Genomic DNA, 17,202 nt, shown 5'->3' with positions numbered 1-17,202 from the left:
ATTCTTGTAATGAATCGGTCTGTTTATGCTTACAACGACTTTATGAAAGATATTCTAGCTCGATTTAAATTTCGAGGTGATACGGCTTTAGCTGATCTATTTAAAAAAGATGTACAGTCAGCGTTTAAACGTTCTTTTTCAATCAAAGAACCGGTGCTTGTCCCAATTCCTTTGAGTAAAGAGAGATTAAAGGAAAGAGGATTCAATCAGTCAATGATGCTTGCTTCCATGATTGGCGGACCTATATTGGAGCCACTTATAAAAGTACATCAAAGTAAGCAGTCTAAGAAAAGAAAAAATGAACGTTTACATCAACAGAATTTGTTCCAATTAAGGCAGTCAAACCCGATCGTTCTAAAGGATGTCGTATTAATCGATGACATTTATACAACTGGGGCGACAGTCTATCATGCAGCAAAAATTTTAAAAGAAGCAGGCGCCAAAAGTGTTTCCTCTTTTACGTTGATTCGTAGTTAAAAATCATGACAATCAACCGATATTAAGAAAAGAAAATAACGTAAGGGGTTTTGGTTATGAATCAATTGGCAAACTGTCCACAATGTAATCAGTTATTTTTAAAAACCACCATCCAAACGGTTTGTAACAAATGCTTTGAAGAAGAAGAACGTTCTTTTGATATCGTTTATAAATTCTTGCGTAAGCAAAGTAATAGACAATCAACCATTGCTGAAATAGTAGACGCAACAGAAGTTGATGAAGAATTAATCCTGAAATTTATCCGTTTGAAAAGACTTCAAATTAGTCAATTCCCGAATATCAATTATCCTTGTGAAAGATGCGGCCAACCGATCAGGAAAAACAAGCTGTGTAGCCATTGTGAAAAGGATATAAAGACGCAAATCAGCCAAATGGACCAAGAAGAAGAGCGTAAAAGGGAGATTGAATCTAGGAAAAAAGACACCTATTATGCCATTAATCCTAAAAACGACTGATTCCCTAAACTAAGTTGCAGTTTGGTCGATAAAATGGATAGAATCAAGACAGACTGTAACGGAAAGCGAGAGGAATCCCGTGAAAATTAATCGATATGGAACACAACCAGTAAATCCTTACAAGAAAACATATGAGAAACAAACGTTGCAATCGAATCAAGCAAAATCAACTGACAAAGTCGAAATTTCTAAAAAGGCAATCGAAATGCAAAAGGTGCCGAATATCATGAAAGAACGTCAAGATAAAATAGACCAAATTAAAAAAAGTATTGAAGCCGGAACATATCAAGTAGATACAAAAGGCATTGCAGATAAAATGCTGAATTTTTATAAACAACAATAACAAAAGGGAGTAGCGTGAATGTCAGTAAAAATAATGATTGAAGAACTGCACCGTCTCTACGGATTACATGAACAGCTTCTAAAGCTGTCTAAGAATAAAACAGAAATGCTGAAAAATAACGAGATCGATGCTCTTTCAGAGGTTCTGAACCTTGAGCAAAAATATATTCAGGCCATTTCACAATTAGAAGAAAAGCGGATTGAAGCAGCAGTTCAATTTTTACAAAGTGATCAATCGCCGACAATCACCGCATGTATCGAAAAAGCTACAGGAACGGATCAAGAAGAGCTTATTTCGTTATATGAGAAGCTGAATGACATCATGGTGGAACTGAAAGATGTAAACGAACTGAACAAACAGCTTATTCAGCAGTCACTTCAATTTATTTCACTGACATTCGATCTTGTGAATCCTAACAAAGAAAATATGAATTACGGACAAAATGGTCTTGAGAGTTCAAAGCCTAAACAGCATAGGGCTTTGTTTGATTCAAAGGCGTAAACAAGGAGGATATCTATGGGTTCTACATTCATGGGACTAGAAACGGCAAAAAGAGGAATCACAGCCCAGCGTGCAGGGCTGTATGTCACATCAAACAACGTATCCAATGCAAATACTGATGGCTACTCAAGACAGAGAGTTACCTTTAAAGCAGAGAATCCTTACCCAGTGATTTCAGTTTATGATGGCAAGACATACGGCCAAATGGGGACAGGTGTCCAAGTTGGAACTGTTGAAAGAATTCGAGACAGCTTTTTAGATCTTCAGTATAGAGATCATAACAATAACTTGTCTTATTATGCGACGAAGTCTGATGCTCTTTCACAAATGGAAGGAGTGATGAATGATTTGACAGATGAAGGCTTGAATAGAGCCTTTGATAATCTCTGGAAATCATTACAAGTCTTATCAGAATCGAAAAATGCTGATACTGCTTCAGCCCGTACAGTTGTTAAGACAAGTGCTCAGGCTTTAGTAGATCAATTCCGCCTGCTAAATTCTTCTTTAACAACGATACAAAAGAATTTGAAAACTGAACTCGATTCAACGGCAAAAAATGTGAACACCCTATTAACTCAAATTGATGAAGTGAATAAACAGATTGCAACAGTTGAGCCAAATGGTTATCTTCCCAATGATCTTTATGATACCCGAGACGCTCTTATAGATCAGCTTTCCTCACTTGTTGATATTAAAGTGAGCTACAACCCTTCTGGAGGAAATGCTCTGGAAATTGCTGAAGGAACCGTTAACATCGACATTATCGGTGCTAATGGACAATCTGCTGGTACAATTTTAAATGGCATTACCAATGAAAAATCTGAATTACAACTTTCCTATGATAATACGACAGGACTTGTTAACTCACTCCAATTTGGAACGACAACCATCGCAGCTGATCAATTACAAGTGAATGGTAAAGTAAAAGCACTTGTTGAGGCGTATGGCTACATGTCTAATGGAGCTGAAAAAGGCATGTACCCAGATATGCTTGCTGAGCTGGATGAAGTAGCAAAAGTATTTATGGATACTTTTAACGATGTCCATAAGCAAGGGTACACGTTAAACGGCACAAGTGGACAAGACTTTTTCGATATTGAGAATAACAATGATTTGAATAAAGGCTTGGCAGCACGTATCAAAGTGAGTGACGTGATTTTAGCATCGACAGATAACATTGCTGCATCTCTTAATCAAACGCAAGGTGATGGTTCGAATGCTACGAAATTAGCTAATATTCAAAACTTAAAGCTGCCAATCGGCGGAACTACCACAACGATTCAGGATTACTATCAGAATGTCATTGCCGAAATGGGGATACAAGCTAAAAAGAACATGACCCTTGAAAGCAGTTCAGCAGCTCTTGTGAATTCAGCCAATGAACGCAGGATGTCAACTAGTTCTGTATCTATTGATGAAGAAATGACGAACATGATCCAATTTCAGCATGCGTATAATGCAGCTGCAAGAATTATGACGTTACAAGACGAAGTATTAGATAAAATAATAAACGGCATGGGAGTCGTAGGAAGGTAGGGTAACTGATGCGAGTCACGCAAGGTATGATTTCTCAAAATTCACTTCGAAATATTAGTAAAAGTTATGAAAAACTCTCTAAAATTAATGAGCAGGCACAGTCTGGAAAACGTTTCACAAAAACGTCTGATGATCCTGTTGCAGCAGTGAAAAGTCTTCAGTATAGTACAGCCATGTTTCGAAATGAGCAATACCAAACTAATTTAAATGAGGCACGAAACTGGATTGATACATCTGAAACAAGTGTCACTGAAATAATTGATATCATGTCAAATATACGAGATAAAGTACTCGATGCAGCCAATGGAACAAAACAGCCAGAAGATTTAGCTGCTATCGGAGTGGAAATTGGTCAGATGAAGAATCAAATCATTGATGCAATGAACACGCAGATGTTAGGTAAGTTTGTTTTTAATGGGACGAATACAAATGTTAAACCAGTTGTAGAGAATGCAGATGGTACGTTTACATTTAACTTTGAAAACTATACAGATGCAAACGTGGTTCAATCGAACATTTCTGATGGAATCACATTAAATGTGAATTCAAATCCTCTTTCAGCTTTTGGTGGGCAATCTGCCAGTGGTCAAAATGTCATTGAAATGCTGACTGATTTAGAAAACTCATTAAAAAATGGAACGTTTACAAATTCTGATGATGCATTAGGAAATATCGATCAGTTTAAAGAAGTGATGAGTGCTGAGCGTTCAGACCTTGGGGCTAGATCTAATCGTATCGACTTAGTCGGAAGCCGTTTGACTTCGCAATTTGAAGTGCTGAAAAAGGCTAAATCAGATGCCGAAGATGTAGAAAGTGAAAAAGCCATTCTTGATCTTCTTCAACAAGAGACTGTGAATAGAGCTGCTTTAGCGACGACAGCTAAAGTGATTCAGCCATCCCTTGTCGATTTCTTAAGATAAGAAAAAGCATCCGTTGGGTGCTTTTTTGCATCATGGAGGTGAACCTATGCAAATCCCTAGATTGTTAATAGAGCAAAGTTATGCAAAGCTGCAAATGTCGACAACCCCTTCCAAGCAAGAAGTAGAGCAGCCAAGAGCCGAGCTTGAGATTCAGCAGCCAAGAGCTGTCATGAATATCACAAGGACACCGTCGAAATTAACCATAGATCAAACCGAGGCATTTGCCGATATGGATATTAAATCGATTTTTAGACGTTCAGAGGAATGGGCTGCTGAGGGGAAACGTGCGATTGGAGAAGGAATGGGGCGTAGAGCGGAAGAAGGAAGTGAACTCATCAAGATCGAGAATGGTGGGAATGCGATTGCTGAGTTTGCGAAAATCAATGGCAGTCCTCCAGCAAAACAATTCAACATCGGTGTGATTCCTTCATTTTTTAGTGTGAAAATTCATTATGAGCCATCTGAACTTAAAATTAATGTGGAGCCGCAAAAAGCTATTATAGAGGCAACACCTCATAAACCAATTGTTAACTACCAGCCAGGTAAAGTTCATATTGATATGTTACAATACCCAGAATTAAAAATAGAAGTTGACGAAACAGGTCAAAATGGTGATAAGGTATAGTTAAGAAAAATGAAAAAGGTCGTGAATTATGATCATTCAAACAAAATACCATGGTGAAGTGACGATTAAAGAGGAGCAAATCATTCACTTCTCTAATGGGATACCAGGATTTCTGGATCAAAAACAATTTGTCATTTTACCTTTATCAGAGGAATCCCCATTTTTAGTTCTCCAATCTTTGGAAAATGCGGAACTAGGCTTTATTGTCAGCAGCCCATTTTTGTTCTTCAATCAATATGAATTTGACTTAGAAGAATCGGTTGTAGACATTCTTGGGGTGGAAGATGCCAATGATGTGGAAGTCATGGTTATTTTAACAATGGGATCTTCTATTGAAAAAACGACAGCCAATTTAAGAGCGCCTATTATTGTAAATCGGAAAAACATGAAAGCCAAGCAGGTCATTTTGCATGATTCAGCCTATCATACAAAACATTTGCTAGAGGTGGCTTCCTCATGTTAGTTCTATCTCGTAAATTAAATCAATCGATTCAAATAGGCGACGATATTGAAGTCAAAATTATTGCGATCGAAGGCGATCAAGTAAAAGTCGGAATTGAGGCTCCTAAGCATATTGATATTCACAGGAAGGAAGTATACCTGTCTATTCAAGAAGAAAACAGCCGTGCTGCTAGCTTGTCCTTCGATTTACTTTCTCAATTATCCTCACAAAAAAAGTGAGGATTTTTTTATCCTATTTGTCGATCCTCCTCCGTGTGAAACCGTAGAAGTACACCATCTATATGAAACTTTAACAAATCGGTCCATCTATATTTAATTTAATAATTCAAAGCCGATATAAAAGATAGATTAAAGCACAGGAGCTGAATAACTATGTCTGTTGGTAAGTTGACTTCGCTAGAGCCACTGATTGATGCATTTCAAACCCGTGTTACGAATCATCAAAATGACAATGCAAACACTGATTTACAAGCAAATGGAAAAGTCGTTTCAAAAGAAGAAATTGAGAAAACGCTTCAAGGAGCAAATAAGCTGATTGAACCTACTCAATTTCATCTTCAATTTGAATTGCATGAAAAACTCAATGAATATTATGTCAAAGTCGTAGATAACCAAACCGAAGAAGTCATTAGAGAGATTCCTTCCAAAGAATGGCTTGATTTCTATGCGGCAATGACAGAAATTGTCGGTTTATTTGTCGATAAAAGAATGTAATTGAAGGGAGAACATAAACCATGGTTAATCGAATTACTGGATTTTCAAATGTATTTGATATTGATGAAATCGTCTCAAAGCTAATGAAAACTGAGCAAGCACCACTTGATAAAATGACACGACAGAAACAAACACTTGAATGGCAAAGAGACAGCTACCGCGAGGTCAATTCAAAGGTCAAAGAATTAGATGATCTCATTGCCAAACTAAATTTAACATATCCGAGTACTTATGGCGCAAAAAAGGTCACCAGCTCCAATGAATCTGCTGTCACAGCAACTGGCTCAACAAATGCTACCTCTGGCTCGATTAATGTGACCCAACTAGCGACAGCATCCGTATTCAAATCTTCTGGCACATCTGGATTTACTGCTGCAAACGGTACGTTCACGTTTGAGGTGACGACACCAGATTCTACAACACCTAAAACAGTGACCATTAATACAACTGATACAGATACCCTTGATTCAATCGTGTCAAAATTGAACAATGCTCAACTAGGTGTCACGGCTTATAAAGGCCAGATCTTTGATGGAACCAACTACGTAGATACGATCGCTCTGACTTCGCGTACGACTGGTGAAGGTGTCAGTATTAAGGCAGCAGATGGCAATTCCGCTTCATTTTTAACGCAATTAGGCTTCCAAGTGGATGGAGATAATAAATTAGTTGCGACTACTCAAGGGCAGAAAGCGCAATACGAAATTAATGGTCTCAAAATGGAAAATAACAATAATACCTTCACGCAGGCTGGTATCACATATGAGCTGAAAGGAACAACAGATAAGCCTGTCAGCTTGAACGTTTCAACAGATGTCGATGCCATCTTTGATAAAATTAAACAATTTGTTGATAAATACAACGAACTCGTTGAACTGGTCAATGGTAAAGTGAATGAAAAGCGAAATAGAGACTATCAACCATTAACGGCTGAAGAGAAAAAAGCCATGTCTGAAAAAGAAATTGAGTTATGGGAAACAACCGCTAAGTCTGGCTTACTGAGAAGTGATTCTATTTTACGAGCTGGTGCCTCTAAAATAAGAAGTGATTTTTATGCTGATATTACGACAAGTGATGGGAATAAAATTCACATGACACAAATCGGTATTTCTACTTCATCCTCGTATAAAGATGGCGGGAAGCTTGAATTAATTAATATTAATGGAGTAGAGAAATTAAAAAAAGCCATTGAAGAAGACCCAGAAAAGGTAAGACAAATGTTTATCTCTGGTTCTTTAAATGTTGATTCTAAAGACAAAGACAAAGCACAGCAGCAATATAAAGAACAAGGAATCATCTATCGCGTCAAAAATTCCTTATCAGCCTTCACGAAGAGTATTCAAACAAAAGCTGGTAGTACAACAATGGAGCTAAAAGAATATGGACTTGGTAAGGATTTAGATTCTTTGACAAAACGAATGGATACATTCCAAGATCGTTTAAAATTAGTGGAAGCTCGTTACTACAAAAAGTTTAACGCCATGGATAGTGCGATTCAAAAGCTAAACAACCAATCTGGCTATCTTTCTCAACTGCTTGGACAATAATTGGAGGTTTATAACATATGGCAATTCAGAACCCTTATGCCGCCTATCAGAAAAATTCTATTGAGACCGCAACACCGGCCGAGTTAACGCTTATGCTTTATGAAGGATGCTTAAAGTTTATTAGACTAGCAAAGCATGGCATTCAAAAAGAAGATGCTGAAATGAGAAACTTGAACCTGAAAAAGGCTCAAAACATCATCCAAGAATTAAATGTTACCTTAAATCGTACGTATGATGTATCAAAGAGCATGGCAAGTATGTATGACTACATCTATCGAAGACTGATTGAAGCCAATCTGCAAAATGACGAAGAGATCCTGAATGAAGTAGAGCAATATGTGACTGATTTCCGAGATGCTTGGAAGGAAGTCATTCAAACCGATCGAAAAGGGCGTCACCACTCTATTGGGGGATCTCTATGAGTATTGTGGACCAACTGCATGACCAAACGTTAAAAATGGCAGCGGAAATAGAGGCCAACCCGCAAAGCGAAACACTCGTTGAAGACTTTGATGCTTTTTTAGTTGAGAGAGACGAACTAATGAGAGACATTCAACATGAGCTTTCCGTTCAAGAAAAAGAGAAAATCAAAGAAATCATTCAAACAGATCAACTGATGGCCAAGCAATTAACGGAAATTCAAAATGGGATCAAGGCAGATATACAAGCCATTCAACGTAAGAAAACAAAACAGCTGAATTATCAAAATCCGTATCAGCCCATGACAAGTGACGGCGTATACTACGATAAACGGAAATAAATAGGTGAGACCTGTGGCGTATCGTTCAGATGACTATATTTTATTAACCACATATTATGACCTTCTATATACGATAGAAGAGAGTCTAAAATATTTAGATGAAATTGAGAAGGATTTCGCTAAAACAGAAGGGGATCGGATCTTTAATGATCTGATCCATGCCTTCTTTCATTTAGAGACAACACACCCGCTTCTTCTTTCAATTATTGAAAATGAGCACTTTGCCAAGACGATTCGATCGTTTGACCAAATTTTTTTAAGTTTCGATATACTAGCTTTCTATACATTCCCTTCAAATCACTTCCAATCATTCCTTACATCGTATTTTATACCTGAATATAGAAAGTGGATGGATGAAATACATGCCTGTATGAGGCCGTATGTCATTCATTAATTTTTGTTCAATTCAGACCATTCGGAGGAATTTATGAGACTAAAAAATCAATTTTTATTTGGGCTTATTGTCATATGTATATTGTTTGTCAGTATTTTAGGATTTTCTAGCTTTATCTACTACAAAACAGATCAATCGTATAAAGCACTCCTCACCAAAGAAGTGAAGCTGTACCAGACCTCGCTGGAATTAGAAGCACTGCTGCAAAAACAGGAAGCACAAATTAAAACGTATGTGGTTGTGCAGGATAGGAAAGTCTCACAAAATATTGAAGATACCTATGTTGATATTAATAAAAAAACAGGTGATGCTTTAAAACTGAGTACAGTCAAACAAGCAAAAAAATTGTTAGAAAAGATTTCTCAGAAGAATGAGCTTTACTATGAATCCACGAAAAGGCTATTTATCTCATTGAATACCAACAATCAAAAAGAATTCAACACCCGCCTCAGTCAAGAATTACAACCTATCGAACAAGAAATACATACTTTTACAAAAGAATTTGCTCAAACACAATTGAAACAGCGTGATCAAAAAATCAGTCAGCTCAATGAAGAAAGTAACCAATTATTGCTGACACTCATTCTCGTTAGCGCAGCGATTATAGTCGGCTTTTTAGTCATTGGCACAAGGTTTGTTCATCGTATGACAAAACCGATTGTCTCTGTCACACATGCAGCAAGAAGAATGGCAGATGGTGACCTCACACTTGAAGAGGTTGAAGTGACCTCTAAAAATGAAATTGGCCAGCTCGGTACAGCTTTTAACCAAATGACTGCTCATTTGCGTCAGCTCATCTTACAGGTGCAAAACGGGTCAAGGCAATTAGCCGATTCAGCTACTCAATTTGAAGAAACCATCAGTCAAACCATATCGGCTAGTGAACAGACGTCTAGCTCGATTGAACAGGTCAGTGAAGCTTCACGTGAACAATCGGATGCAGTAGGAAAAGTAGCTTCTTCAATTCAAGAAGTTTCGACTGGTATGCATAATGCGGCTGAACATACGTCTGATGTTTCGGGTCACTCAATTTCAGTGACTGAAAAGGCTGAAGAGGGCGCATCCCTCATTCAACAATTTGTGAAACAAATGAGTTCTATTAAGGAATCTGTGAATGAACATCATTCTACAATGGCCAATGTACAAGTACAGTTTACCGGCATTCAAGACCTGCTGGGGAATATTCATGCCATTGCAGATCAGACAAATTTACTTGCTTTAAACGCAGCCATTGAAGCAGCAAGGGCTGGGGAACATGGACGAGGTTTTGCGGTTGTTGCAGATGAAGTCAGAAAGCTGGCAGAAGAATCAAGTCAACTGACTGATCAAATTAGTCAGTTACTCGCCAACGTGAACAAAGATACTGAAAGATCGTCTCAATCTATGACGAAAGTGGAACGAGATGTAGCAGAAGGTGTGAAAGTATCGCAATTGTCTGAACAGAGCTTCCAAGAAATTCTGGAATCCATACGTGATATCTCGATGAAAGCAGAGGAGCTTTCTGCTACGACAGAGCAAATCTCAGCTAGTACAGAAGAAATTTCTCAAACAATTGGTGTTATTGAAGAAGGTGCTAAGCGGAATTCTGAGGAAACAGAGTACATGTCGGCGGCTGTTGAAGAATCACTAGCAGCGAATGAGGAAATGAAAGCAGCAGCGGAAGATTTAAAAACTTTGTCTCAATCACTGAAAACATCTATTTCATCTTTCAAGATTTAACAGCGCCATGGTCTTTTTCAAGAATCAATCGAATATATATTCATCACCTATCAAGTAAAAGCTGAAGCACCGCAGGATTCGACAAATTTCAATAAAAATTCACATTTTTTTTACGTTTGAGCAGGAGAAAAGGAGGGAAAAGTAGAAATAAGTTTACATATCCTTAATTTTAAAGGAGGCGTTCTTTACATGAATTACAATGTCCGAGGAGAAAACATCGAAGTAACACCTGCACTAAGAGATCATGTCGAGAAAAAAATTGGAAAGTTGGAGCGTTATTTTGAGTCAGATGTTGATGCTTCAGTCAACGTGAACTTGAAATTTTACAACGATCAAGAATCTAAAGTTGAGGTTACCATTCCAATGACTGATCTAGCACTTCGAGCAGAGGTGCATAATGAGGATATGTACAATGCAGTAGACCTAGCAACCAGTAAATTAGAACGTCAAATTAGAAAACATAAAACGAAAGTGAACCGTAAATTCCGTGAGCAAGGTGCGAAAAAGCATTTATTTGCTGGAGGAAACGGTGCTTCTGAAGTAGCAGTTCAAGATGACGAAGAAATTGATGAAACAGAAATCGTCAGACAAAAACGCTTCAATTTAAAACCAATGGATAGCGAAGAGGCCATTCTTCAAATGAACATGTTAGGTCACAGTTTCTTTGTCTTCACAAATGCTGAGACAAATTTGACCAATGTGGTATACCGCCGAAATGACGGTAAATATGGACTCATTGAGCCGAACGCTTAATCATCCGTTCCTTTTGATCCGAAAATGACCTAAAAAAAGTAAACCCGTTCCCTTCATAAGGGGCGGGTTTTTTGTGCTAAATCATTGCAAATTCTTTGGAAATCAAGGAAGGTATGGTATGATAAATGCAGGTAAATATGGACCTGTCAAACTTTTGGACATGCCGAAAAATTGCATGAAATAGAGGAGCGTTATTATATGCTTGGAATCTTAAACAAAGTGTTTGATCCTACGAAACGTACGATCAGCCGATATGAAAAAAAGGCAAATGAAATCGAAGCTCTCGCTCAAGATTTTGAGAAATTATCTGACGAGGCTTTACGAAATAAAACGATCGAATTTAAAGAAAAACTTGAAAAAGGACAATCTGTAGACGACCTTTTGGTTGAAGCGTTTGCAACGGTTCGTGAGGCTTCCCGCCGCGTGACAGGAATGTTCCCATTTAAGGTGCAGCTCATGGGGGGGATTGCCCTACATGAAGGGAATATCTCTGAGATGAAAACAGGTGAAGGTAAAACGTTGACATCAACGATGCCTGTTTATTTGAATGCTCTTTCTGGGAAAGGCGTGCACATTGTAACAGTCAACGAATATTTGGCAAGCCGTGATGCACAGGAAATGGGCAAGATTTTCGAATTTCTTGGATTAACGGTTGGCTTGAACTTAAACAGTTTAGACAAAGATGAAAAAAGAGAAGCGTACGCTGCTGATATCACGTATTCAACAAACAATGAGCTTGGCTTTGATTATTTACGAGATAACATGGTGCTGTATAAAGAGCAAATGGTTCAAAGACCACTTCATTATGCCGTCATCGATGAAGTTGACTCCATCTTAATTGATGAAGCGAGAACACCTCTTATTATTTCTGGACAAGCTGCAAAATCGACGAAACTTTACGTACAAGCAAATGCCTTTGTTCGTACGTTAAAAATAGAAGACGATTTCACTTATGATATTAAAACAAAAAGTGTACAGCTGACGGAAAGCGGAATGACGAAGGCGGAAAAAGCATTCGGCATTGAGAACTTGTTTGATGTCAAACATGTCGCTCTTAACCACCATATCGCGCAGGCTCTTAAGGCGCATGTTGCGATGCAAAAAGATGTTGATTATGTTGTGGAAGATGGCCAAGTCGTCATCGTTGACTCCTTCACAGGACGTTTAATGAAAGGACGCCGCTATAGTGAAGGTCTGCACCAAGCCATTGAAGCAAAAGAAGGTCTTGAAGTGCAGAATGAAAGCATGACACTTGCAACCATTACGTTCCAGAACTACTTCCGTATGTATGAAAAGCTATCTGGTATGACAGGTACAGCGAAAACGGAAGAAGAGGAATTCCGTAACATTTACAATATGCAGGTTGTCACAATCCCAACCAATAAACCGGTTGTGCGTGATGACAGACCTGATTTAATTTACCGCACGATGGATGGCAAATTTAAAGCAGTAGCTGAAGACGTCGCACAGCGTTATATGACAGGACAGCCGGTCCTTGTCGGAACTGTTGCGGTTGAGACATCTGAATTAATTTCAAAACTGCTTAAAAATAAAGGCATCCCACATCAAGTGTTAAACGCGAAAAACCATGAGCGTGAAGCACAAATTATTGAGGAAGCTGGACAAAAAGGTGCCGTCACAATTGCGACAAACATGGCGGGACGTGGAACAGACATCAAGCTTGGCGAAGGTGTGAAAGAACTAGGCGGTCTTGCTGTTATTGGGACAGAGCGTCATGAATCACGCCGTATCGATAACCAGCTCCGTGGTCGTTCTGGTCGTCAAGGAGACCCAGGGATTACTCAATTCTATCTCTCAATGGAAGATGAATTGATGCGCCGATTTGGTGCAGAGCGGACAATGGCGATGCTTGATCGATTCGGTATGGATGACTCTACTCCAATTCAAAGTAAAATGGTCTCAAAAGCTGTTGAATCTTCTCAAAAACGTGTTGAGGGGAATAACTTTGATTCCCGTAAGCAGCTTCTGCAATATGATGATGTTCTTCGTCAACAGCGTGAAGTCATTTACAAACAGCGTTTTGAAGTCATCGATTCTGATAACTTGAAATCGATTGTGATCAATATGATTCAATCGTCTATTGAGCGGGCTGTTGGATCTTACACGCCGAAAGAAGAACTTCCAGAAGAATGGAAACTAGATGGTCTTGTTGAATTAATCAACACGAACTATTTAGATGAAGGTGCCATTTCGGTCAAAGATATCTTCGGTAAAGAAGCAGATGAGATCACCGAATTCATCATGGAGCGGATTAAAGAGAAATATGATGCAAAAGAAGAGACATTTGGCGATGAACAAATGCGTGAATTTGAAAAAGTCATCGTTCTTCGTGCAGTAGATTCGAAGTGGATGGATCATATCGATGCAATGGATCAGTTGCGTCAAGGAATCCATTTACGTGCATATGCACAAACCAATCCGCTTCGTGAGTATCAAATGGAAGGATTTGCGATGTTTGAGCATATGGTCGCTTCAATTGAAGATGACGTCGCTAAATATGTGCTAAAATCAGAAATCCAAAACAACCTAGAACGTGAAGAAGTCGTTCAAGGACAAACAACTGCTCATCAGCCTCAAGAAGGCGATGAGGAGAAAACAGTGAAAAAAAAGCCGGTGCGTAAAGTGGTGGATATCGGAAGAAACTCACCATGTCACTGCGGAAGCGGCAAGAAATATAAAAATTGTCATGGGAAGACAGAATAAGTAATGGAAAGAGGTGAAAACCTCTTTCTATTCATGTCAGCCCCCATACATCTATGAGGTGAAGGATATGGAATTAGTAGAAATTAGACAAGAGCTTGAAAATATGGCTAGCAGGCTAGCTGATTTTAGGGGGTCTCTTTGACCTCGATACAAAAGAAGCGAAAATTGCAGAGCTTGAGGCCACGATGTCAGAGGCTGACTTTTGGAATGACCAGCAAAAAGCGCAAGGTGTCATTAATGAAGCCAATGCACTGAAGGATTATGTGAATACATATCATGAGCTCAGTGAATCTCATGATGAGCTGCAAATGACGCATGATTTATTAAAAGAAGACTACGATGAGGATCTTCATGCAGAGCTTGAAAAAGAGCTGAAGAACTTAACAAAACAATTTAACGAGTTTGAATTGCAGCTTCTTTTAAGTGAACCGTATGACAAAAACAATGCCATTCTTGAGCTTCACCCGGGTGCAGGTGGAACGGAATCACAGGACTGGGGATCGATGCTCCTCAGAATGTATACCCGCTGGGCAGAGCGCAGAGGCTTTAAGGTTGAAACCCTTGATTATCTTCCAGGGGATGAAGCGGGAATTAAGTCTGTGACATTGCTGATTAAAGGACATAACGCTTACGGTTACTTAAAAGCAGAAAAAGGTGTCCATCGTTTAGTCCGTATTTCTCCATTTGATTCATCTGGCCGTAGACACACATCTTTCGTTTCCTGTGATGTCATGCCAGAATTTAATGAAGAAATTGATATCGATATTCGTACAGAGGATATTAAGGTGGATACGTATCGTGCAAGTGGTGCAGGGGGTCAGCACGTCAATACGACGGACTCTGCGGTTCGTATCACACACATCCCAACAAATGTCGTCGTGACGTGCCAAACGGAAAGATCCCAAATCAAAAACAGAGAACGTGCAATGAAAATGCTGAAATCTAAGCTTTATCAAAAACGGATCGAAGAACAACAGGCGGAATTGGATGAAATCAGAGGAGAACAGAAAGAAATTGGCTGGGGAAGCCAAATTCGCTCGTATGTCTTCCACCCATATTCCCTTGTGAAAGACCATCGTACCAACACGGAGATGGGAAATGTTCAAGCGGTGATGGATGGAGATTTAGATTCCTTTATCGATGCGTATTTACGTTCAAAATTATCATAAAAACTCGGCTTCTTGCCGGGTTTTTTTAATTGTGAGAAAATATAATGAATATAAAGGAATACATATGCCATACTGACTCTATATCCTTTGTATGATGAAATTAGCAATTAAAGGGGGAAATAATTTGGGATTAAAACCATTACAAGAGACGTGGGATTTAGATGCCTTTTTTAAAGGAGGCAGTTCTTCATCAGAATTTATCACATACTTAGAGCATATACAGCAGCTATTAGATGAGTTACGACAAAAGGTAGATTCCTTTTCAAAAGAAGATACACAAATTGAAAAAAAGTTAACAGCTGTCCTTGAAACGTATGAAATCACATATAAAAAATTAGCACAAGCAGGTTCATTTGTATCTTGTCTACAATCTCAAAATACAAAGGATATGAAGGCGGGCAGCCTCCGGGGGTCCATTGCCAAGCTGGAAGCTGAATTAGGAACCATTCTAGCAGGGTTTGATCAATCACTTGCTGAGATTCCTACTAGCCAGTGGGAAGAATTAATGGATTCAGCCGCTTTTTCAGATGTTCGTTACATATTAAATGAACGAAGAGAACATGTGAAAGATCAACTGCCTGTTGAACAGGAAACACTCATTCAAAAGCTAGCAGTAGATGGGTATCATGCGTGGGATGAACTTTATTCTAGCTTGGTGAACAAAATTACCATTCCATTTGAGCAAAATGGTGAAACACAAATGATCTCTGTAGGCCAAGCAGAAAATGCGATGGATGATTCAGACCGTGAAGTGAGAAAAGCCGTCTATCATAATTTAGAACATGCATGGACACAGGATGAACATTTGTTTGCAAGCACACTCAATCATCTCGCTGGTTTTCGTCTACAAGTATATGAAGCCAGAGGATGGGATCATATATTAAAAGAGCCTCTTGATATTTGCCGGATGAAACAAGAGACGCTCGATACAATGTGGTCTGTCATTGATGAACATAAACAGCCATTCATTGAATATTTACAACGTAAAGCTGACATGCTTGGGGTTGATAAACTGAGCTGGTTTGATGTGGGAGCACCTATTGGAAGTGAGACAAAGACCTATTCTTATCAAGACGCAGCCGCTTTTATTATCAAGCATTTCGCAGGGTTTGGAAAAGAGCTTGCTGCTTTTACTGAAAAAGCTTTTAATGAACGCTGGGTAGAAGCTGAGAATCGCCCAAACAAACGAGTGGGCGGTTTCTGTACGAATTTCCCTGATAGCGGAGAATCACGTATTTTTATGACCTTCTCAGGGACTCCATCCAATGTAGCGACACTAGCACATGAGCTTGGTCATTCGTTCCATCAGGAAGTCATGCAGGATGTTCGGATGTTGAATCGTAAATATGCGATGAATGTAGCTGAAACTGCGTCGACATTCGCTGAAATGATTGTGGCAGATGCTTCATTAAAAGAGGCGGCCAATGAAGAAGAGCGTCTCAGTTTGCTAGAGGATAAGCTGCAGCGCAGTGTGGCATTCTTTATGAATATTCAATCACGCTTCTTATTTGAACAACGTTTTTATGAAGAGCGCAAACAAGGAGAAGTGCCAGCTGACCGCTTGAATGAGTTGATGGTAGAAGCACAGAAGGAAGCCTTTGGCGACTCTTTAGATGAATACCATCCGCATTTCTGGGCGTCTAAACTGCATTTCCATATTACAGGTGTCCCGTTTTATAACTTCCCTTACACCTTCGGGTACATGTTCTCGCTAGGTATTTACGCAAAAGCATTGCAGGCTGGGGCATCATTTGAAGAGAAATATATTGCGCTATTAAAAGATACAGCGTCAATGACTGTAGAAGATTTGGCATATAAGCACCTAGGTGTCGACCTTACTCAAAAAGCATTTTGGGAAGAGGCCATTTCACTGGCTGTGGCAGATGCTGAAGAGTTTTTAGAAGCGACGAAGGCATAAAAAATGAAAAGCTCCCATTATGGGAGCTTCAGCGTGTAGACAAACCCTCGCATTCGTTGTCAGTCCTGCGCTTCGGTGCTCACGAATGTCAAATTCGCTCCGCGCCGATGCTCGTCCTTCCTAGACTGCAAAGGTTTTCTATCACGCTGAAAAGAAGACAAAGG

General features: G+C 39.1%; 19 protein-coding genes. All 19 read left to right on the top strand.

What is annotated here, in order from left to right:
• Positions 1-9: 9 nt before the first annotated feature.
• On the top strand, positions 10-477 hold the full coding sequence (locus tag N521_RS02770; RefSeq protein WP_035390201.1) for a ComF family protein: 468 nt from the start codon (positions 10-12) through the stop codon (positions 475-477).
• Between the two features lie 56 nt (positions 478-533).
• A complete protein-coding gene (locus N521_RS02765; protein WP_017357864.1) occupies positions 534-953 on the top strand; it encodes a TIGR03826 family flagellar region protein in 420 nt (139 codons plus the stop codon).
• Between the two features lie 79 nt (positions 954-1,032).
• Positions 1,033-1,296, top strand: a complete 264-nt coding sequence (gene flgM / locus N521_RS02760; protein ID WP_003213252.1) for a flagellar biosynthesis anti-sigma factor FlgM — start codon at positions 1,033-1,035, stop codon at positions 1,294-1,296.
• 18 nt (positions 1,297-1,314) lie between these two features.
• Complete coding sequence (locus N521_RS02755; protein WP_007499977.1) at positions 1,315-1,797, top strand: flagellar protein FlgN; 483 nt, start codon at positions 1,315-1,317, stop codon at positions 1,795-1,797.
• A gap of 15 nt (positions 1,798-1,812) precedes the next feature.
• On the top strand, positions 1,813-3,333 hold the full coding sequence (gene flgK / locus N521_RS02750; protein ID WP_017368142.1) for a flagellar hook-associated protein FlgK: 1,521 nt from the start codon (positions 1,813-1,815) through the stop codon (positions 3,331-3,333).
• Positions 3,334-3,341: 8 nt separating this feature from the next.
• The gene (gene flgL / locus N521_RS02745; RefSeq protein WP_017368141.1) at positions 3,342-4,253 is read left to right on the top strand and encodes a flagellar hook-associated protein FlgL; all 912 of its coding nucleotides are present in this window, start codon (positions 3,342-3,344) and stop codon (positions 4,251-4,253) included.
• A 46-nt stretch (positions 4,254-4,299) separates the two neighbouring features.
• Entirely contained in the window at positions 4,300-4,878 is a 579-nt protein-coding gene (locus N521_RS02740; RefSeq protein ID WP_035389666.1) for a DUF6470 family protein, read from the top strand.
• Positions 4,879-4,906: 28 nt separating this feature from the next.
• Complete coding sequence (gene fliW / locus N521_RS02735) at positions 4,907-5,341, top strand: flagellar assembly protein FliW (protein WP_007499985.1); 435 nt, start codon at positions 4,907-4,909, stop codon at positions 5,339-5,341.
• Entirely contained in the window at positions 5,335-5,559 is a 225-nt protein-coding gene (csrA, locus tag N521_RS02730; RefSeq protein ID WP_008348252.1) for a carbon storage regulator CsrA, read from the top strand. The genes fliW and csrA overlap by 7 nt, the downstream gene beginning before the upstream one ends.
• A gap of 153 nt (positions 5,560-5,712) precedes the next feature.
• Positions 5,713-6,054, top strand: a complete 342-nt coding sequence (flaG, locus tag N521_RS02725; RefSeq protein WP_007499987.1) for a flagellar protein FlaG — start codon at positions 5,713-5,715, stop codon at positions 6,052-6,054.
• A 20-nt stretch (positions 6,055-6,074) separates the two neighbouring features.
• On the top strand, positions 6,075-7,601 hold the full coding sequence (locus tag N521_RS02720) for a flagellar hook-associated protein 2 (RefSeq protein WP_017357869.1): 1,527 nt from the start codon (positions 6,075-6,077) through the stop codon (positions 7,599-7,601).
• Between the two features lie 17 nt (positions 7,602-7,618).
• Positions 7,619-8,023 carry a flagellar export chaperone FliS gene (gene fliS, locus N521_RS02715; protein WP_008348247.1) on the top strand — a complete coding sequence of 135 codons (405 nt, stop codon included), beginning with the start codon at positions 7,619-7,621 and terminating at the stop codon, positions 8,021-8,023.
• On the top strand, positions 8,020-8,361 hold the full coding sequence (locus tag N521_RS02710; RefSeq protein WP_008348246.1) for a flagellar protein FliT: 342 nt from the start codon (positions 8,020-8,022) through the stop codon (positions 8,359-8,361). Before fliS ends, N521_RS02710 begins: the two co-directional genes overlap by 4 nt.
• 13 nt (positions 8,362-8,374) lie before the next feature.
• Positions 8,375-8,755, top strand: coding sequence for a DUF8042 domain-containing protein (locus N521_RS02705; RefSeq protein WP_008348244.1), 381 nt, complete (start codon positions 8,375-8,377; stop codon positions 8,753-8,755).
• 33 nt (positions 8,756-8,788) lie between these two features.
• Positions 8,789-10,474, top strand: a complete 1,686-nt coding sequence (locus tag N521_RS02700) for a methyl-accepting chemotaxis protein (protein ID WP_035389663.1) — start codon at positions 8,789-8,791, stop codon at positions 10,472-10,474.
• A 189-nt stretch (positions 10,475-10,663) separates the two neighbouring features.
• On the top strand, positions 10,664-11,227 hold the full coding sequence (hpf, locus tag N521_RS02695; protein WP_007499992.1) for a ribosome hibernation-promoting factor, HPF/YfiA family: 564 nt from the start codon (positions 10,664-10,666) through the stop codon (positions 11,225-11,227).
• A gap of 198 nt (positions 11,228-11,425) precedes the next feature.
• Positions 11,426-13,951 (top strand): preprotein translocase subunit SecA, encoded by a 2,526-nt coding sequence (gene secA, locus N521_RS02690; RefSeq protein WP_008348240.1) that lies wholly within the window; start codon positions 11,426-11,428, stop codon positions 13,949-13,951.
• A gap of 67 nt (positions 13,952-14,018) precedes the next feature.
• A protein-coding gene (gene prfB, locus N521_RS02685; protein WP_098680723.1) for a peptide chain release factor 2 occupies positions 14,019-15,120 on the top strand; the annotation gives its coding sequence in 2 pieces (ribosomal slippage) (positions 14,019-14,090 and positions 14,092-15,120; 1,101 coding nt in all).
• A 124-nt stretch (positions 15,121-15,244) separates the two neighbouring features.
• Entirely contained in the window at positions 15,245-17,038 is a 1,794-nt protein-coding gene (locus N521_RS02680; RefSeq protein ID WP_035389661.1) for a M3 family oligoendopeptidase, read from the top strand.
• Positions 17,039-17,202 lie beyond the last annotated feature (164 nt).

Source organism: Bacillus sp. UNC125MFCrub1.1, from assembly GCF_000701305.1.
Taxonomy (GTDB): Bacteria; Bacillota; Bacilli; order Bacillales; family Bacillaceae; genus Bacillus; species Bacillus altitudinis.
The sequence above is the reverse complement of the archived record's forward strand: the minus strand, read 5'-3'. Positions and strand labels throughout refer to the sequence as shown.

Coding starts and splice junctions, on each gene's coding strand:
- N521_RS02770 (WP_035390201.1), top strand. CDS start 10: ATGAATCGGTCTGTTTATGCTTACAACGACTTTATGAAAGATATTCTA.
- N521_RS02765 (WP_017357864.1), top strand. CDS start 534: ATGAATCAATTGGCAAACTGTCCACAATGTAATCAGTTATTTTTAAAA.
- N521_RS02755 (WP_007499977.1), top strand. CDS start 1,315: ATGTCAGTAAAAATAATGATTGAAGAACTGCACCGTCTCTACGGATTA.
- flgK (WP_017368142.1), top strand. CDS start 1,813: ATGGGTTCTACATTCATGGGACTAGAAACGGCAAAAAGAGGAATCACA.
- flgL (WP_017368141.1), top strand. CDS start 3,342: ATGCGAGTCACGCAAGGTATGATTTCTCAAAATTCACTTCGAAATATT.
- N521_RS02740 (WP_035389666.1), top strand. CDS start 4,300: ATGCAAATCCCTAGATTGTTAATAGAGCAAAGTTATGCAAAGCTGCAA.
- fliW (WP_007499985.1), top strand. CDS start 4,907: ATGATCATTCAAACAAAATACCATGGTGAAGTGACGATTAAAGAGGAG.
- csrA (WP_008348252.1), top strand. CDS start 5,335: ATGTTAGTTCTATCTCGTAAATTAAATCAATCGATTCAAATAGGCGAC.
- flaG (WP_007499987.1), top strand. CDS start 5,713: ATGTCTGTTGGTAAGTTGACTTCGCTAGAGCCACTGATTGATGCATTT.
- N521_RS02720 (WP_017357869.1), top strand. CDS start 6,075: ATGGTTAATCGAATTACTGGATTTTCAAATGTATTTGATATTGATGAA.
- fliS (WP_008348247.1), top strand. CDS start 7,619: ATGGCAATTCAGAACCCTTATGCCGCCTATCAGAAAAATTCTATTGAG.
- N521_RS02710 (WP_008348246.1), top strand. CDS start 8,020: ATGAGTATTGTGGACCAACTGCATGACCAAACGTTAAAAATGGCAGCG.
- N521_RS02700 (WP_035389663.1), top strand. CDS start 8,789: ATGAGACTAAAAAATCAATTTTTATTTGGGCTTATTGTCATATGTATA.
- hpf (WP_007499992.1), top strand. CDS start 10,664: ATGAATTACAATGTCCGAGGAGAAAACATCGAAGTAACACCTGCACTA.
- secA (WP_008348240.1), top strand. CDS start 11,426: ATGCTTGGAATCTTAAACAAAGTGTTTGATCCTACGAAACGTACGATC.